General features: G+C 73.2%; 16 protein-coding genes. 14 read left to right on the forward strand and 2 right to left on the reverse strand.

Going from position 1 to position 15,800, the window contains the following annotated elements:
* Positions 1–132 precede the first annotated feature (132 nt).
* Both ACQPZZ_RS21145 and ACQPZZ_RS21150 read left to right on the forward strand, forming a co-directional pair.
* A complete protein-coding gene (locus ACQPZZ_RS21145) occupies positions 133–1,032 on the forward strand; it encodes a D-alanyl-D-alanine carboxypeptidase family protein (RefSeq protein ID WP_432920806.1) in 900 nt (299 codons plus the stop codon).
* A gap of 158 nt (positions 1,033–1,190) precedes the next feature.
* Complete coding sequence (locus tag ACQPZZ_RS21150) at positions 1,191–2,744, forward strand: M28 family metallopeptidase (protein WP_432920809.1); 1,554 nt, start codon at positions 1,191–1,193, stop codon at positions 2,742–2,744.
* Between the two features lie 132 nt (positions 2,745–2,876).
* Here the strand turns inward: ACQPZZ_RS21150 and ACQPZZ_RS21155 are convergent, their stop codons facing one another.
* Positions 2,877–3,758, reverse strand: coding sequence for a DMT family transporter (locus ACQPZZ_RS21155; RefSeq protein ID WP_432920812.1), 882 nt, complete (start codon positions 3,756–3,758; stop codon positions 2,877–2,879).
* A gap of 186 nt (positions 3,759–3,944) precedes the next feature.
* On the opposite strand from ACQPZZ_RS21155, the gene ACQPZZ_RS21160 reads away from it, so the two are divergent.
* From ACQPZZ_RS21160 to ACQPZZ_RS21215, 12 genes are all read left to right on the forward strand, one after another.
* The gene (locus ACQPZZ_RS21160; RefSeq protein WP_363647182.1) at positions 3,945–4,538 is read left to right on the forward strand and encodes a TetR/AcrR family transcriptional regulator; all 594 of its coding nucleotides are present in this window, start codon (positions 3,945–3,947) and stop codon (positions 4,536–4,538) included.
* Entirely contained in the window at positions 4,535–5,686 is a 1,152-nt protein-coding gene (locus tag ACQPZZ_RS21165; protein ID WP_432920815.1) for an FAD-dependent oxidoreductase, read from the forward strand. Before ACQPZZ_RS21160 ends, ACQPZZ_RS21165 begins: the two co-directional genes overlap by 4 nt.
* A gap of 95 nt (positions 5,687–5,781) precedes the next feature.
* Complete coding sequence (locus tag ACQPZZ_RS21170) at positions 5,782–7,113, forward strand: MSMEG_0569 family flavin-dependent oxidoreductase (protein ID WP_432920818.1); 1,332 nt, start codon at positions 5,782–5,784, stop codon at positions 7,111–7,113.
* Positions 7,114–7,118: 5 nt separating this feature from the next.
* Positions 7,119–7,946 (forward strand): amidohydrolase family protein, encoded by an 828-nt coding sequence (locus ACQPZZ_RS21175; RefSeq protein ID WP_432920821.1) that lies wholly within the window; start codon positions 7,119–7,121, stop codon positions 7,944–7,946.
* A 26-nt stretch (positions 7,947–7,972) separates the two neighbouring features.
* On the forward strand, positions 7,973–8,488 hold the full coding sequence (locus ACQPZZ_RS21180) for an MSMEG_0572/Sll0783 family nitrogen starvation response protein (RefSeq protein WP_142562294.1): 516 nt from the start codon (positions 7,973–7,975) through the stop codon (positions 8,486–8,488).
* 4 nt (positions 8,489–8,492) lie between these two features.
* Positions 8,493–9,557, forward strand: a complete 1,065-nt coding sequence (locus tag ACQPZZ_RS21185; protein WP_363647186.1) for an MSMEG_0568 family radical SAM protein — start codon at positions 8,493–8,495, stop codon at positions 9,555–9,557.
* A 7-nt stretch (positions 9,558–9,564) separates the two neighbouring features.
* On the forward strand, positions 9,565–11,004 hold the full coding sequence (locus ACQPZZ_RS21190) for an MSMEG_0567/sll0787 family protein (RefSeq protein ID WP_432920825.1): 1,440 nt from the start codon (positions 9,565–9,567) through the stop codon (positions 11,002–11,004).
* Positions 11,001–11,897: a carbon-nitrogen hydrolase family protein gene (locus ACQPZZ_RS21195; protein ID WP_432920828.1), complete on the forward strand. Its 897-nt coding sequence runs from the start codon at positions 11,001–11,003 to the stop codon at positions 11,895–11,897. Before ACQPZZ_RS21190 ends, ACQPZZ_RS21195 begins: the two co-directional genes overlap by 4 nt.
* Positions 11,894–12,742: a carbon-nitrogen hydrolase family protein gene (locus ACQPZZ_RS21200; RefSeq protein WP_432920831.1), complete on the forward strand. Its 849-nt coding sequence runs from the start codon at positions 11,894–11,896 to the stop codon at positions 12,740–12,742. The genes ACQPZZ_RS21195 and ACQPZZ_RS21200 overlap by 4 nt, the downstream gene beginning before the upstream one ends.
* A complete protein-coding gene (locus ACQPZZ_RS21205) occupies positions 12,739–13,821 on the forward strand; it encodes an MSMEG_0565 family glycosyltransferase (RefSeq protein ID WP_432920834.1) in 1,083 nt (360 codons plus the stop codon). The genes ACQPZZ_RS21200 and ACQPZZ_RS21205 overlap by 4 nt, the downstream gene beginning before the upstream one ends.
* 9 nt (positions 13,822–13,830) lie before the next feature.
* Positions 13,831–14,457: an HAD-IA family hydrolase gene (locus ACQPZZ_RS21210; RefSeq protein WP_432920837.1), complete on the forward strand. Its 627-nt coding sequence runs from the start codon at positions 13,831–13,833 to the stop codon at positions 14,455–14,457.
* A complete protein-coding gene (locus tag ACQPZZ_RS21215; RefSeq protein WP_432920840.1) occupies positions 14,457–15,182 on the forward strand; it encodes a VOC family protein in 726 nt (241 codons plus the stop codon). Before ACQPZZ_RS21210 ends, ACQPZZ_RS21215 begins: the two co-directional genes overlap by 1 nt.
* A 3-nt stretch (positions 15,183–15,185) precedes the next feature.
* Here the strand turns inward: ACQPZZ_RS21215 and ACQPZZ_RS21220 are convergent, their stop codons facing one another.
* A complete protein-coding gene (locus ACQPZZ_RS21220; protein ID WP_363647192.1) occupies positions 15,186–15,761 on the reverse strand; it encodes an NADPH-dependent FMN reductase in 576 nt (191 codons plus the stop codon).
* Positions 15,762–15,800 lie beyond the last annotated feature (39 nt).

The raw sequence follows: 15,800 nt of genomic DNA on the forward strand, positions 1-15,800 counted from the left end.
TCACATCAAACCTCTTGAGTCACATACGTTCAGCCGCTTTGCCGATATTTTGCCAATTCTCGCCAGAAAGGCCCGAATAGTCATGGCACGCTGATTCGCATGTTCGCTCGGAAGCTTTCCCTTGGTGCCTCCATGGCCACATTTGCCCTGGTCACGGGGGTTGCGGCGCCGGTTCTCGCCCCTCCCGCCCTGGCCGCTCCCGGCCTGACACAGCACATTTCCACGCAGCACATTTCCACAGAGCACATTTCCACACAGCACGGTCCTGCGCAGTCGTACGCAGCGCCGCATGTGCACGGGCGGGCCGTCTACCTGTGGGACGCCACGACCGGGCAGGACCTGCTGGACAAGAACGCCGCCGAGCGCATGCCGGTCGCCAGCCTCACCAAGATGATGACCGCGTACATCATCCTGCGGGAGGCGAACCTCGACGACGAGGTCAAGATCAAGCGTGAGGACCTCGAGTACGCCTGGAACAACGACGGCACCACGGCCGATCTCGAAGCAGGGGACACCCTGCCGGTCCGCGAACTGCTGTACGCCCTGTTGCTCCCCTCCGGCGCGGACGCCGCGCACGCCCTGGCCCGCGTGTACGGCCCCGGAGTGAAGGGCTTCGTGGACAAGATGAACGCCACCGCGCGCGAACTCGGATTGAAGGACACCCTCTACGTCAACGCCGACGGCCTCCCCACGTCCCACGGCGACGGGCACTCCACCGCCCGCGACCAGGCCAGGCTCGCGGAGATCGCCCTGCGGAACCCGATCTTCACCAAGATCACCTCGACGAGCCACCACTCGACCGAGGACGGCCGGTACGACTGGTACAACACCAACCACATGCTCGGCCTGCCGGGCGCGATCGGCGTGAAGACCGGGTCCACCAACGCCGCCGGGTTCTGCCTGGCGTTCGCGGCCGACCGGGACGGTCACCGGCTCATCGGGATCATCCTCGGCGAGGACGTCGCCAGCCGCCGGTGGAACACCGCCGAGAGGCTGCTCGACTGGGCGTCCGAGTCCGAGTCCGAGCGCTGAGCCGGCGTAGGGGGAGGCGGGCCCGCGCAATACCCCGGCGGGCCAGAAAACACGGCCTTTCCGGATCGGTCAATCCCGGTTAAGTTCCCGATCAGTGTCCAGCGGGGGCCCTGGCACCTGGACCGTCCGGACCGTCATTGGACCCGAAGGAGAGCCCAATGCGCGCCTCGCTCGGCATGCGGGCCGCCGTCGCCACCGCGGCGTCCGCCCTCGTGCTTCCCCTCCTGCCCGCCGCGCCGGCGAACGCCGACCCCGACCCCGCCCACATCGCGCAGACGGTGGTCGCGTCGGCGGTGAAGAAGCACCTGCGCAAACTGCAGGACATCGCGAACGCCAACGGCGGCACCCGCGCCGCCGGCACCCCCGGCTTCGCGGCCTCCCGCGACTACGTCGCCGGAGTGCTGAAGAAGGCCGGCTACACGGTGACCCTGCAGGAGTTCGACTTCCCGTTCTTCAAGGAGAACTCGGCGGCGGTCCTCCAGCGGACCGCGCCCTCCCCCAAGACGTACGCGCCCACCCCGCCGGACGGCAGCAGCGTCGGCGACTTCGCCACCATGACCTACTCCGGGTCGGGAGACGTCACCGGAGCCGTGCGGAACGTCGACCTCGTGCTGCCTCCCGGCCCCACGCCGAACACGTCCACCTCCGGCTGCGAGGCCGCCGACTTCGCCGGCTTCCCGGCGGGGGCCGTCGCGCTTGTCCAGCGTGGCACCTGCACCTTCCAGGTGAAGGCGGAGAACGCGCAGGCCGCGGGCGCGTCCGCGGTGATCCTCATGAACGAGGGCCAGCCCGGGCGCACCGACACCCTGCAGGGCACGCTGGGCGAGCCCACCGTGCACATTCCCACCGTGGGCGTGAGCTTCGCGGTCGGCCAGGAACTGGCCGCCGCCGGGACGTCCGTACGGGTGAGGACCGACACCACGAGCGAGACCCGTAAGACCCACAACGTCATCGCCGACTCGCGGTGGGGCGACCCGAACAGGGTGGTGCAACTCGGGGCGCACCTGGACAGCGTGCCGGCGGGGCCCGGCATCAACGACAACGGCTCCGGCAGCGCCGCGATCCTGGAGGTCGCCACCGCGTTCGGCAAGATCCCGACCAGGAACAAGCTGCGCTTCTCCTTCTGGAGCGCGGAGGAGCTGGGCCTGCTCGGCTCCGAGCACTACGTCGCGAGCCTGTCCCCCGCCGACCTGGCGAGGATCAAGCTGTACCTGAACTTCGACATGGTCGCCTCCCCGAACTACGCCCTGAAGATCTACGACGGCGACGACTCCGACGCCACCGGCGCCGGCCCCGGTCCCGCGGGTTCCGACGAGATCGAGAAGCTCTTCGAGAAGTACTTCGACACGCTCCGTCAGGCCCACAACGGCACCGACTTCGACGGACGGTCGGACTACGGGCCGTTCATCGACGCCGGGATTCCGTCCGGCGGGACGTTCACCGGCGCCGAGGGCGTCAAGACGCCCGAGGAGCAGGCGTTGTTCGGCGGCACCGCCGGTGAGGCGTACGACTCCTGCTACCACCAGGCCTGCGACACCATCGCCAACATCAGCGACAAGGCTCTGGCGCTGAACACCGGCGCGATCGCCACCGCCGCCGCCGTCTACGCCTTCAGCCGGGACCTGCCCGGTCCGGACGCCCGCACCACCGCGGCCGCCGCCAGGACCGCCGTGGCCCACGCCGACGAGGCGCACGGCACGCTCGCCCGGTGATCCGTACGCGGTGACACACGCGGGCCCCGCCGGACGTCGTCCGGCGGGGCCCGAAGCCCACCGCCTGCCGGGGGACGCGGTCAGCAGGGCCGTGACGCGTAGGGCCCAGCGGCGGATCCGGGCACGTTTCATTCACCTGCGGCCACGAGAGGCCTGCTGCCCCTGCTCCGACTTCGCCAGGAACGGCGAGCGGCCGAGGATGACGATGCCCACCACGAGCGCCACCAGGCCGCCGACCTCGCCCGCGAGGGCCGGCGGATCGACGCGCAGACGCTCACCGAAGATCGCGACCCCCAGGACTATGCCGACGATCGGTTCGGTCGCGGTGGTGGCGGGCAGCGAGATCCGCAGCGGTGCGGCGTCGAACGCGCTCTGGTTGAGCAGGAGACCGGTCGCGGCGATGACGGGCACCAGATACACCTGCCATGAGGTGAACAGCGCCACCGGTCCCCGCGCAAGGGTCAGAAGGGCCCCGCGGGTCAGCGCGTCCTGGAGGCCGTACAACGCCCCCGCCGCCGCCGCGAGCAACATCGCCTTGGTCTGCAGGGGCATTCGCAGCGCCACCGCGACCATGCCCGCGGCCACCCCCGCCACGACCAGCACGGCCAGCCAGACCAGAGAGTTCGGTGCCGGCATCCCGCCGCCGTGGGGTCGCCCCGCCACGAGAAAGGCGGCGACGCCTCCGCTGACCAGCACCGCCCCCAGCCACTCCGCCGTGCCCAGGCGCTCCTGGTAGAACAGGGCCGCCGCGGCGAGGGCGAAGATGAGGCTGGTCGCCAGGAGCGGCTCCACCGAGGCGACGTCGGCGCGCCGCAGGGCCAGCGCCCCGAGGACCTGCCCGCCGACCATCGCGGCGATCCCGGCCAGCCACACCGGCTTGCGTACCAGATCGAACAGCAGGCGCACGTGCAGCATCTCGCCCAGCGGTTCGGTGTACGCGACGTGCTGCTGCGCGACCCAGCCCAGCCCGAGCAGGGCCGCGGCCGCGAGGCCGAGAACCACCGTGACGATCACGGCCCCGCGCCGCCCCCCGGAGCCCCGGACATCATGATCGATCACTCCCCTCGGCGACCGGGTCGCGCATATGTATCCGGCCATCCCCGGTGACGGCGGCCTCATGTCCGCGATATTGTTTTTGGGCAGTCGTCCAAGTCGTTCGACCAAGGCAGTCGTACGAGACGTGAACGGAGCAGGTAGGAGATGACGGAGGCGTCCGCGGACCGGGGCAGGACCACACGGCAACGGCTGCTCGCCGCCGCGGCGGCCCTGATCGCCGAGGCCGGTTGGAGCGGGGTCAGCACGCGGATGGTGGCCGAGCGGGCCGGAGTGGCCCCCGGAGTCGTGCACTATCACTTCGCGTCGCTGCCCGACCTGCTGATCGCGGCCTCGACGGGGGTCGCGCGCGCGATGCTGGGAGAGTTCACCGGGCGGCTGGCGGAGCAGCCCGGCCTCGAGACCGGCGTCGAGTGGCTGCTCGGTGAGCTGTCCCGATACACGGGGACCGACCCCGCCTCGCTGCTGATCGCCGAGATGTACCTGGCCGCCGCCCGGCTGCCCGAGCTCCGCGACCGACTGCACGAGATCGTCGCCGACTCCCGCGCCCACGTCGCCGCCTGGCTGCGCGAGCACGGCCATCGCGGCGACGCCGAGGCGACCGCCGCGGTCCTCGTCGCGGCGGTGGACGGGCTGGTGCTGCACCGCGGCCTCGATCCCGCCCTCGACCTCACCGCTCTGGCCGGGCCGCTGCGGGCGATGGTGCGTACGGACGGACACGAAAAGGGTGGAGGAACATGAGAGCGATCGTCTGCGGCGCCGGGATAGCCGGAACGGCCCTGGCCTGGCATCTGGAACGCGCGGGCTGGGACGTCCGGCTGGTCGAGCGCGCCCCGGCGTTCCGCGAGGGCGGATACATGATCGACTTCTACGGTCCCGGCCTGGAGGCGGCCGGGCGGATGGGGCTGCGCCCACGGCTGGAGGAGGTCCGCCATCCCGTCCACGAGATCGGCTACGTCGACGGCTCCGGACGGCAGACCAGCCGTCTCACCGTGAAGGCGGGATTCGCCGAGGTGGTCAGCCTGCTGCGCGGCGACCTCGCCCGCGTGCTCGCCGAGCAGGTGCGCGCGCCGGTCCGGTACGGCACGACGGTCGCGGCCGTCACGCAGGACGACGGGGGTGTCGAGGTCGAACTGACCGACGGCACCCGGCACGAAGCAGACCTGCTGATCGGCGCCGACGGCGTGCACTCACGGGTCAGGGAGCTGGTCTTCGGTCCCGAGGAGCGCTTCGTCCGCTATCTCGATCACCACGTGGCGGCGTACGTGGTGGAGGACGAACACCTCAGCCGGGAGGTCGGCGCGCGTTACCGGATGCTGACCGTGCCGGGCCTGATGGCCGGGGCGTACGCGGTGGGCGGGGACCGGCTGGCCCTGCTGTTCCTGCGCCACGAGCCCGACCCCGCCGCTCCCGCCGATCCGGCCGCCTCGCTGCGCCGGCACTACGGGGGTCTCGGCTGGATCCTGCCCGAGGTGCTGGCCCGGTGCCCGCGGCCGCCCGAGCTGTACTACGACCAGGTGACGCAGGTCGACGCCCCTCGATGGAGCAGTGGCCGGGTGGTCCTGCTCGGCGACGCCTGTCAGGCGGTCTCCCTGTTCGCCGGGCACGGCGCGTCCCTCGCGATCGCCGCGGCATGGGTGCTCGCCGACGAGCTGCGCGAGGTCTCCCCCGGCGGCCTGTCCCCCGCCCTCGACCGGTACGCGGCACGCATGCGGCCGGTCGTCGCCGATGTCCAGGCCTTCGGCCGCCGCTTCCTCCCCTGGATGGCGCCGTCCAGCCGCCTGCGCATCACCGCCCGCGACTGGCTGCTGCGGCTCGCCTCCCTGCCGGGAGCCGACCGGCTGTTCATGGGCTCACTCAGCCCCGGCGGCCACCGCCTCATCACCTGACTCACTCGGCGACATCACGTACGGTGACGCATCGGTAACGGATTTTTATTCCGGATGCCGTGGTCCGGTAATCCGGGCGGGCTGAAGTGGCCGTCATGGAATCGGCGGCAGAAACCAGCACACCGCGGATCGCCGGAGCCAACTACCCGGTCGCGGTCGTCGGCGGCGGCCAGGCGGGGCTGTCGGTCAGCCACTGCCTGGGCCGGCGCGGCATCGAGCATGTCGTCATCGAAGCGCGGCGGATCGGTCACGAGTGGCGCGAGCGCCGCTGGGACTCCTTCTGCCTGGTGACCCCCAACTGGCAGTGCGACCTGCCGGGCTTCCCCTACCGCGGGCCCGACCCCGACGGTTTCATGGTCCGCGAGGAGATCGTCCGCTACCTGGAGGACTACGCGGCGTCCTTCGGCCCCCCGCTCGCCGAGGGTGTGCGCGTCAGCCGCTTACGGAGGGCCGCGAGCGGGACGTTCGAGCTCGCGACCACCGCCGGGGATCTCACGGCCGACCAGGTCGTGGTGGCCACCGGCCCCTACCACGCGGCCGCCGTCCCCCGGCTGGCCGAGCGGATGCCCGCGGGGATCACCCAGGTCCACTCCTCGCGGTACCGCCGTCCCGCGCGGCTTCCCGAGGGCGAGGTCCTCGTGATCGGCACCGGGCAGTCGGGCTGCCAGATCGCCGAGGACCTGCATCTGGCCGGGCGCCGTGTCCACCTCGCCGTCGGAAGCGCGCCCCGGGTCGCCCGCTTCTACCGGGGCAGGGACTGCGTTGCGTGGCTGCACGACATGGGCCACTACGCGAGGAGCATCGACGAGTACGACGACGCGGACGCCGTACGCCTGCGGGCCAACCACTACGTCACCGGACGCGACGGCGGGCGCGACATCGACCTGCGGGCCTTCGCCCGCGACGGGATGCGCCTGTACGGCCGGCTGACCGGTGTGACCGGTGTGACGCTGGAGTTCGCCGCCGACCTGAACGACAACCTCGACCGGGCCGACGCGGTGGCCGAGGGGATCAAGGACGCCATCGACGCGTACATTTCCACGCACGGCATCGACGCCCCCCGAGAGCCCCGCTACGTGCCGGTGTGGGAACCGGGCGAGCCGGTACGCGCCCTCGACCTGGCCGCGGCCGGGATCACCTCGGTCGTCTGGGCGACCGGGTTCACCCGCGACCACCGCTGGATCGAGATCCCCGCCTTCGACGGCCGGGGCTATCCGATGCACTGGCGCGGCGTGACGAACTGTCCCGGGCTCTACTTCCTCGGGCTGCCCTGGCAGCACACCTGGGGCTCCGGGCGGTTCGAGGCGGTGGGCCGGGACGCCGAGTTCCTGGCCGGTCACATCGAGGCGTCCCGGCGGCTGGCCGACGTCTGCGGCGCGCTGACCGGCGCGCCGGCCGAGCTCTCGCCCGCGCTGCCGGTCGGGTGAGTCCCATGATCCGCGACATGGTCTTCGACGCCCACCGCCACATCGGCGTACTGCCCGCCCATCCCTTCTACGGCGGTCCCGCGGTGAACCCCGGCGTCACCGCGCGGGCCACGGTCACGCAGCTGATCGCCGACCTCGACGCGGAGGGCACGGAGCGTGCGCTGGTGCTGCCCAACTACGGCGTGCCCGACCCGGCGGTCGCCTTCGCGCTCAACGACCTCGTCCTGGAGGCCGCGCAGGCAGACGACCGGATCCGCGCGGGGCTGTGGGTCTCGCCGCTGCCCCGCGACGAGGAGCGCACCGCCCGCGCCCTCGCCCTGGCGGGCGAGCGGGGTGTCCGGGCGCTCAAGCTCAGCTTCCTGCTCGGCGGGCGGCCCACCGACCCCGCCTGCCGTCCCGGCCTCGACCAGATCTTCGCGGCGGCCGGACGCCACGGCCTGGTCGTCCACGTGCACACCTCGCCGGGCGCCGCCTCGGACGTCGACGAGGTCGGACACCTGGTCGAGTGGTACGCCGACCGCGTGCCGGTGCACCTCGTGCACTTCGGCGGCGGGATGAGCGGCCACATCAAGCTGGCCGGCTCCCGGTTCTTCGACTGGATCGCGGCCGGCAAACGCGTCTACACCGACCTGTCCTGGGCCATCGGCTTCGCGCCGTACTGGCTGGCCCGGGAGATCGAGCGGCGCGGCTTCGGGCACGACCGCGTGCTGTTCGCCAGCGACCAGCCGTGGGGCGACTTCGCGGGCGAGCACGCCCGGATGCGCGCCGCGGCCGGGGACGGCGAGCTGGGCGCGCTCGTCTTCCACGACACCTTCGCCTCCCTCTACGACTGACCCACCTTTACCCGAAGGAGCAGCAGATGTCCGTCGACATGACCGACCTCGAGAAGAAGAGCATCGAGGAGATCCCCCACCCGTCCCTGCCCGAGGGTTCCAGCATCTACGGCACGACCAAGGTGTTCCCCGACTACAAGGCCGAGAACGGCGAGTCGTACTTCACGCTCGTCCACGGCATCGCGCACGAGTCGTCGGTCAGTTTCGTGGCCGTGCTGCAGGCCACCCGGGCGCTGCGCAAGGGCTTCGAGACCGCCATCTACTTCTACGGCCCCGGCTCGCTGAACTGCCTGGCCACGCGTGGCTTCCCGACGACCGGCAACTCGGCGTTCCCTGGAGAGCACAACATCAACAACCAGCTCAAGACGTTCATCGCCGAGGGCGGCAAGGTCTACTGCTGCCGGTTCGGCCTGTCCCTGCACGGCGCCCGCGAGGAGGACCTCATCGAGGGCGTGATCCCGACCCACCCGCTGGACGTGCAGGACGCGCTGATCCACTACGCCCGCAAGGGCGCCATCATCAACTCCACCTACCAGCTGTAGTGCCGTGACCGTCGATTTGCGGATCATGACCCGCGCCGAGCTGGCCCTGCGCGGCGTGGCCTTCGACACGCCCGTACGGCGGCCTGACGGCGCGGGGCCCAGCGGCGACGGCCACGTCCTCGTCGACGGCGCCGGCGCGGCGCTGCCCATCGATCCCGGCAGCCCCTACACCGTTCGCGACGGCACGGTCTGGCTCGGCGAGCAGGACACCGGGGTCTCCCTGGTGCCCGTGCGGCGGCCGAGGTTCTACGACCTGACCACCGCCGACGGCGTGCCGTACGAGAAGATCGCCCGGCTGCACGGCGCGGACGTGCTGGCCACGACCGTCGTGCAGACGTGCGTGAGGTACGGCGAGGCCGACCGCTGCCGATTCTGCACCATCGAGGAGTCGCTGCGGTCGGGCGCGACGGTCGCCGCGAAGACCCCCGCCCAGCTCGCCGAGGTGGCGGAGGCGGCGGTGCGGCTCGACGGCGTACGGCAGATGGTGATGACCACCGGCACGACCACCGGGCCCGATCGCGGCGCGCGCACCCTGGCGCGGTGCGTGCGCGCAGTGCTGGACGCCGTGCCGCGTCTGCCGATCCAGGTGCAGTGCGAGCCGCCGGGCGACCTGGCCTGGATCGGCGCGCTGCGCGAGGCCGGGGCCACCGCGATCGGCATCCACGTGGAGTCGCTGGACGAGGAGGTCCGGCGGCGGTGGATGCCGGGCAAGTCGTCGGTGCCGCTCGCCGACTACGAGGCCGCCTGGGACGAGGCGGTCCGGGTGTTCGGGCGCAACCGCGTCTCGACGTACCTGCTGGTGGGGCTGGGCGAGGACCCCGACGAGCTGATCGCGGGCGCGGGCCGCCTCATCCGGCGCGGCGTCTATCCCTTCGTGGTCCCGTTCCGCCCGATGCGGGGCACCCTCGCGGCCCGCGACGGGATCGGCGCCCCCGGCGCCGGCCTGCTGACGTACGTCACCGAGGGTGTGGCGGCGCTGCTGCGGGCGGCCGGCATGCGCGGCGCGGACCAGGGCGCGGGCTGCGCCGCCTGCGGTGCGTGCGGCGTGCTGAGCGCGGCGGGCGGGTGAGGCGCCGATGTACCTCGACGGCGACACCGCGCCGGACATCCTCGCGCTGCTCGGTGACCGCAGCACCCTGGCCCGGCGGCCGCCTGTCCGGATCGAGCAGGCCGCTGACGCCGCGACCCTCCGGGCCTACCGGCGGCTGCGGCACGAGGCGTTCGTCCGGGAGCAGAGGTTGTTCGGCGAGCACGACCTCGACGACAGGGACGACGATCCCCGCACGGTCACGCTGGTGGCCAGGGACGCGGCGGGCGCGGTCGTCGGCGGCGTGCGGCTCGGACCGGCCTGCGACGGCCCCGACATCGGCTGGTGGACGGGCGGGCGCCTGGTCGTCACGCCCGCCGCGCGCGGCGCGGGGGCGACGGGAAGCACCGGCGCGGCGCTGGTGCGTGCCGCGTGCGCCCGCGCCGAGGCGGAGGGCGTGCTGCGGTTCGAGGCGACCGTGCAGGTCAGGGCCGAGACGTTCTTCCGCCGGCTGGGCTGGACTCGGGTGCGGCCGGTGACGGTCGCGGGCGCGCCGCACGTGCTGATGCGTCGCCCGATCGGCAGGGTCGCGGCCCACGCGGCGGCGGCCAAGTCGGCGCTCGGGCCGCTGCTCGCCGCCCTCGCCGGACCGGTCCCGCACGCCCTCGGCGGCCCGGGTTTCGTCGGCGACGACGGAGCGCCGGTGCCCGGCGGCGACCTCGTCGCCGCCTGCGACGCGATCGTGCCCTCCATGGTCGAACGCGACCCGGAGTGGGCCGGCTGGTGCTCGGTCCTGGTCAACCTCAACGACCTGGCCGCGATGGGCGCCGCCCCGGCGGGGCTGCTCGACGCGCTCGCCGCGCCCGACGCCGCGCACGCCGCCCGGGTGCTGGACGGCCTGGCCCGGGCCGCCCGTGCGTTCGGGGTGCCGGTGCTGGGCGGGCACACGCAACTCGGGGTGCCGGCCGCGCTGTCGGTCACGGCCCTCGGCCACGCCGCGCGTCCCGTGCCCGGCGGCGGCGGACGCCCCGGCCACGCCGTGCGCCTCACGGCGGACCTCGGCGGCGGCTGGCGGACCGGCTACCGGGGCCGCCAATGGGACTCGACCACCTCCCGGCGCACCGACGAGCTGCGCGCGATGCTCGGCGCGGTCGCGGCCGGTCGCCCCGCCGCCGCCAAGGACGTGTCAATGGCGGGGATCGCCGGCACGCTCGGCATGCTGGCCGAGGCGAGCGGCTGCGCGGCCGTGCTGGACGTGGCCGCGGTGCCGCGCCCGGCCGCCGCCTCCATGGGCGACTGGCTCACCTGCTTTCCCGGCTTCGCGATGCTCACGACGGACCGGCCGGGCGCGCCGGCGCCGCCGCCGGGGCCGGCCGCATCGGCGGTGTGCGGGGAGTTGACCACCGGCAGCGGCGTCTCGCTGCGCTGGCCCGACGGACAGGTCACGGAGGCCGTCGGCGGCCCGGTGACCGGATTGGGGACCGCGTGAGCGCCCTTCGCATGGCGGCGGTGTCCGCCGGTTTCGGCCGCGACCTCGACGAGGACTTCGCGATCGTCGAACGCCTCGTCAAGGAGGCGCGCAACGCGGACGTGCGGCTCCTCGCGCTGCCCGAGGCGTGCCTCGGCGGCTACCTGCTCAGCCTGGACGGCGACGCCGCGGACGCCGGGCCGCCCCCGCTCGCCGTGGACGGCCCCGAGATCCGGCGGCTGGCCGCGCTGGCCGGAGACCTGGTCGTGGTCGCGGGCTACTGCGAGGACGGCGGCGACGCCCGCTACAACAGCGTGGTGTGCGTCAGCGGCGACGGCGTGCTGGGCAACCACCGCAAGGTCCACCAGCCGCTCGGCGAGAACGCCAGCTACGCCTCGGGCGACGGTTTCCGTGCCTTCGACACGCCCGTCGGCAGGATCGGCATGATGATCTGCTACGACAAGGCGTTCCCCGAGTCCGCCCGCGCGCTGGCCCTCGACGGCGCACAGATCGGGGTGTGCGTGTCGGCGTGGCCGGGCTCGCGGACGAACGCGGCGCTGGACCTGGAGCGTGACCGCTGGAAGCGGCGCTTCGACCTGTTCGACCGGGCGCGGGCGCTGGAGAACCAGATCGTGTGGCTGTCGGCCAACCAGGCGGGCACGTTCGGGTCGCTGCGCTTCGTCGGCAGCGCGAAGATCGTGGACCCCGGCGGCGAGATCGTCTCGGCGACGGGTGTCGGGCCGGGCATGGCCGTCGCCGAGATCGACGTGCCGCGGGCGCTGGAGACCGCGCGCCGGTCGATGGGCCACCTGCGCGACCGCCGGCCGGAGACGTACGGGACGGCCGGGCAGGCCGGACACGCGGGGCAGGCGGGGCACGCGGGGCACGCGGGGCAGGCGGGGCACGCGGCGTGAGCGTCCTGCGGATCGCCGCGGCGGCCGCCCATTTCGGCCGCGACCTCGCCTTCGACCTCGCCCGCATCGCCAAACTGATCGACGACGCCCGCGCCGCGGGCGCCCGGCTGCTCGTGCTGCCCGACGCCGCGCTCGGCGGCTACCTCGCCGACCTGCGCAGGCCGGACCCCGACGCGCTGCCGCCCGCCCTGAAGCCGGACGACCCGGTCATCGCGCGGGTGGCGGCGCTGGCCGCCGAGATGGTGGTGTGCGTCGGATTCTGCGAGGACGGCGGCGACGTCCGCTACAACACGGCTGTGTGCGTCAGCGGCGACGGGGTGCTCGGCCTGCACCGCAAGGTGCACCTGCCCGCGGGCGAGACCGCGGCCTACCGCCCGGGCGACCGGTTCGACGCCTTCGACACCCCGGCCGGGCGGATCGGCATGCTGATCGACTACGACAAGACCTTCCCGGAGTCGGCCCGCAGCCTCGCGCTCGACGGCGCGCAGATCCTGGCCTGCCTCTCGGCCTGGCCCGCCAGCGTCACCAACCGCGCGCCGCGGATGGCCCAGGACCGGCAGTCACGGCTCTTCGACCTGTACGACCAGGCGCGGGCCGCGGAGAACCAGGTCGTGCTCGCCTCCTCCAACCAGACCGGCGTGATGGGCGGCATGCGGTTCCTGGGCCAGGCCAAGGTCGTCGGGCCGGGGGGCGACGTGCTCGCCCGCACCTGGTCGAAGGCCGGGCTGGCCGTGGCCGAGCTCGACGTCGCCGCCGAGATCGACCGCGCCCGGCGGATTCTCCACCATCTCGGGGAGCGCAGGCCGGGCGTCTACCGGAAGGTGCTTGAGGAGGTGCATGAGTGAGAATCGCGCTGCTCAGCTACTCGACCAGGCCCCGCGGCGGGGTCGTGCACACCCTCGCCCTCGCCGAGGCGCTCGCGGCGGCGGGACAGCACGTCACGGTGTGGACGCTCGGCCGGGGCGGCGACTCGGGGTTCTTCCGCCCGGTCGACCCCGGCGTCCGGCTGCGCGTCGTGCCGTTCCCCGACATCCCCGGGGAGGGCGTCGGCCCACGGGTGCTGCGGTCGATCGCGATGCTGCGCGGGGCGTTCGCTCCTGAGGCCGCCTCTTACGACGTCGTGCACGCCCAGGACTGCATCAGCGCCAACGCGGCGGGCCTGTGCGTGCGCACCGTCCACCACCTGGACCGCTTCACCACACCCGAGCTGGCCGCCTGTCACGAGCGCGCCATCGTCACGCCGTACGCGCACGTCTGCGTGTCGGAGGCGGTGGCCGCCGAGCTCGCGGCCGGGTGGGGCATCACGGCGACGGTGATCCCCAACGGCGTCGCGTATGAGCGCTTCGCGTCCGCCGACCCGGTCGCCACTCGCATGTGGCGCGGTCAGCTCGGGACATACGTGCTGACGGTCGGCGGCATCGAGCCGCGCAAGGGCTCGCTCGACCTGCTGGAGGCGTACGCGCTGCTGCGGGAGGCGCGCCCGGACGTCCGGCTGGTGATCGCCGGAGGCGAGACGCTCTTCGACTACCGCGACTACCGCGCGCGGTGGGAGGCCCGGGCGGCGGAGCTGGGCGCCGAGCCGCTGGTTCTCGGCCCGGTCGCCGACGCGGACCTGCCGCCGCTCGTGGCGGGCGCCGCCGCCTTCGCCTTCCCGTCGGTGAAGGAGGGCTTCGGCCTCGCCGCGATGGAGGCCCTCGCGGCGGGCGTCCCCCTGGTGATGCGCGATCTGCCGGTCCTGCGTGAGGTCTTCGGCTCCGCCGCGCGCTTCGCCGTCACCCCCGCCGGGCTCGCCGCCGAGCTCGCCGACGCCCTCGACTCCGCCGATCCGGGCAGGCGTACGGCAGGCCGGGCGCTCGCCGCCCGGCACACCTGGCGAGCCGCCGCCGAACGCCACATCGCCCTGTACGAGTCGCTCGCGTCATAGGCTCGGACCATGGCGGCCAGAGCGTTCGACGCGGTGCTGTGCGACTTCGACGGGGTCCTGAAATTGTCCGATCTTGAGCACCAGGCGGAGATCGAGCGGGCGTACGGGGTGGAGCCGGGGACGGTGGCCCGGGTGACCGGCCAGTCGGCGCTGGTGGTCCCGGCCCTGACCGGGCTGGTGACCCGGGAGGAGTGGCTGGCCTCGGCCGTTCCCGTCCTCGCCGGGCTGGTGGGCTCGGCCGCGCGCGCGAGCGCGCTGACCGCCGACTGGCTGGCCGCCCGCACCTGGGCGGACGAGGAGGTGCTGGCGCTGCTCACGCGGGCGCGCGCCCGCGTCCCCGTCGTGCTCGTCAGCAACGCCACCTCGGAACTGGCCGCCCACCTGCGCGAGCTGGAGCTGCAGGACGCCTTCGACCACGTCGTGAGCAGTTACGACGTGGGAGTGGCCAAGCCCGACGCGCGGATCTTCGAGATCGCCGCCGGCCGCGCCGGCGTCCCCGCCCGGCGCTGCCTGTTCGTCGACGATCGGGCCGAGAACGTCGCCGCGGCGAGGGCGCTCGGCATGACCGGGGTCGTCTACCGCGCCCCGGCGGACCTGGAGACGGCACTGCTCCCGCTGTTCGAGGAGGCTCCCTGATGGCGCTGCGGCGGGTGCTGGCCTTCATCGACAGGCCCAGGGAGAGCTTCGAGGAGGCCGCCGCGTTCTGGACCGCCGTCACCGGCATGCGCCTGTCGCCCCGGCGGGGCGACGACGGGGAGTTCGCCACGCTGCTGCCGGAGACTGGTGACGCGTGCGCGAAGATCCAGGCGGTGGGCGACGGGGGCGGCGCCCACCTCGATCTGGAGGTGGACGACGTCCGTGCCTCGATGACCCGGGCCGTGGCGCTCGGCGCCGCCGTCGCCGACGACCACGGCGACTGGGCCGTGCTGCGCTCCCCGGAGGGCAGGGCGTTCTGTCTCGTCCCCGGAGAGGGGACGACGCGGCGGCCGCCCGTCTTCGCCGGCACCCGCCTCGACCAGGTCTGCCTCGACATCGCCCCCGGCGCGTACGAGGAGGAGGCGGCGTTCTGGCAGGCGCTGACCGGGTGGCCGCCTCGCCGGGGGTCGCTGCCCGAGTTCACGGTGCTGGCGATGCCGGGGATGCCGGTGCGGATCCTCCTGCAGCGGCTCGGCGAGGGGCACGGCCAGTCCGCCCACATCGACCTGGCCTGTGCTGACCCCGGCGCCGCTCGCGTACGGCACGAGCGGCACGGCGCGGTGCTCGTGGCGCGGGGGCGGCACTGGATCGTCATGCGCGACCCGGCGGGCGGCGTCTACTGCCTCACGCGCCGGGACCCCGTGACCGGCTCGCTGCCGGGGTGAGCCTCAGGCGGCGGGACGCAGGTGCCGCAGCGCGGTGGCGAGCCGGGCCAGCTCGGTCACCATCGCGTCCGCCGCCGTGTTCATCACGTCGTTGGACCGCAGGCGGCCCTCCTCGTCGAGAAGCTGGGCGACGAAGGGGATGGAGACCGCGTCGAACACCGGCACCATCTTCAGCGTGGTGACGACCTGCTTGAGCATCTGCACGGCGCGCGTGCCCGCCGAGACTCCGCCGTAGCTGACGAACCCGACCGGCTTGTACTGCCACTCGTGGTGCAGGTAGTCGATGGCGTTCTTCAGCACCGCGTTGAAGCCGTAGTTGTACTCGGGCGTGACGAACACGAACGCGTCGGCGCGCTCGACGGTGGCGCTCCACTCCTTGGTGTGCTGGTGGACGTACTGCCGGAGCCGGGGGTGGTTCGGCTCGTCCAGGAACGGCAGATTCACCTCCGCCAGGTCGACGAGCTCGACCTCGAAGGCGTCCTGGGCCGCCGCGCGCTCGCGGAACCATTCCGCGACCGGTAGCCCGACCCGCCCGGGGCGCGTACTGGCGATGACGATCTGCAGAACTGGCTTAGCCATAATTCCCCCAAACAGCTAATAAGCGGACAGAACCCGCCT

This window comes from Microbispora sp. CA-135349, from assembly GCF_050947365.1.
Lineage (GTDB): Bacteria > Actinomycetota > Actinomycetes > Streptosporangiales > Streptosporangiaceae > Microbispora.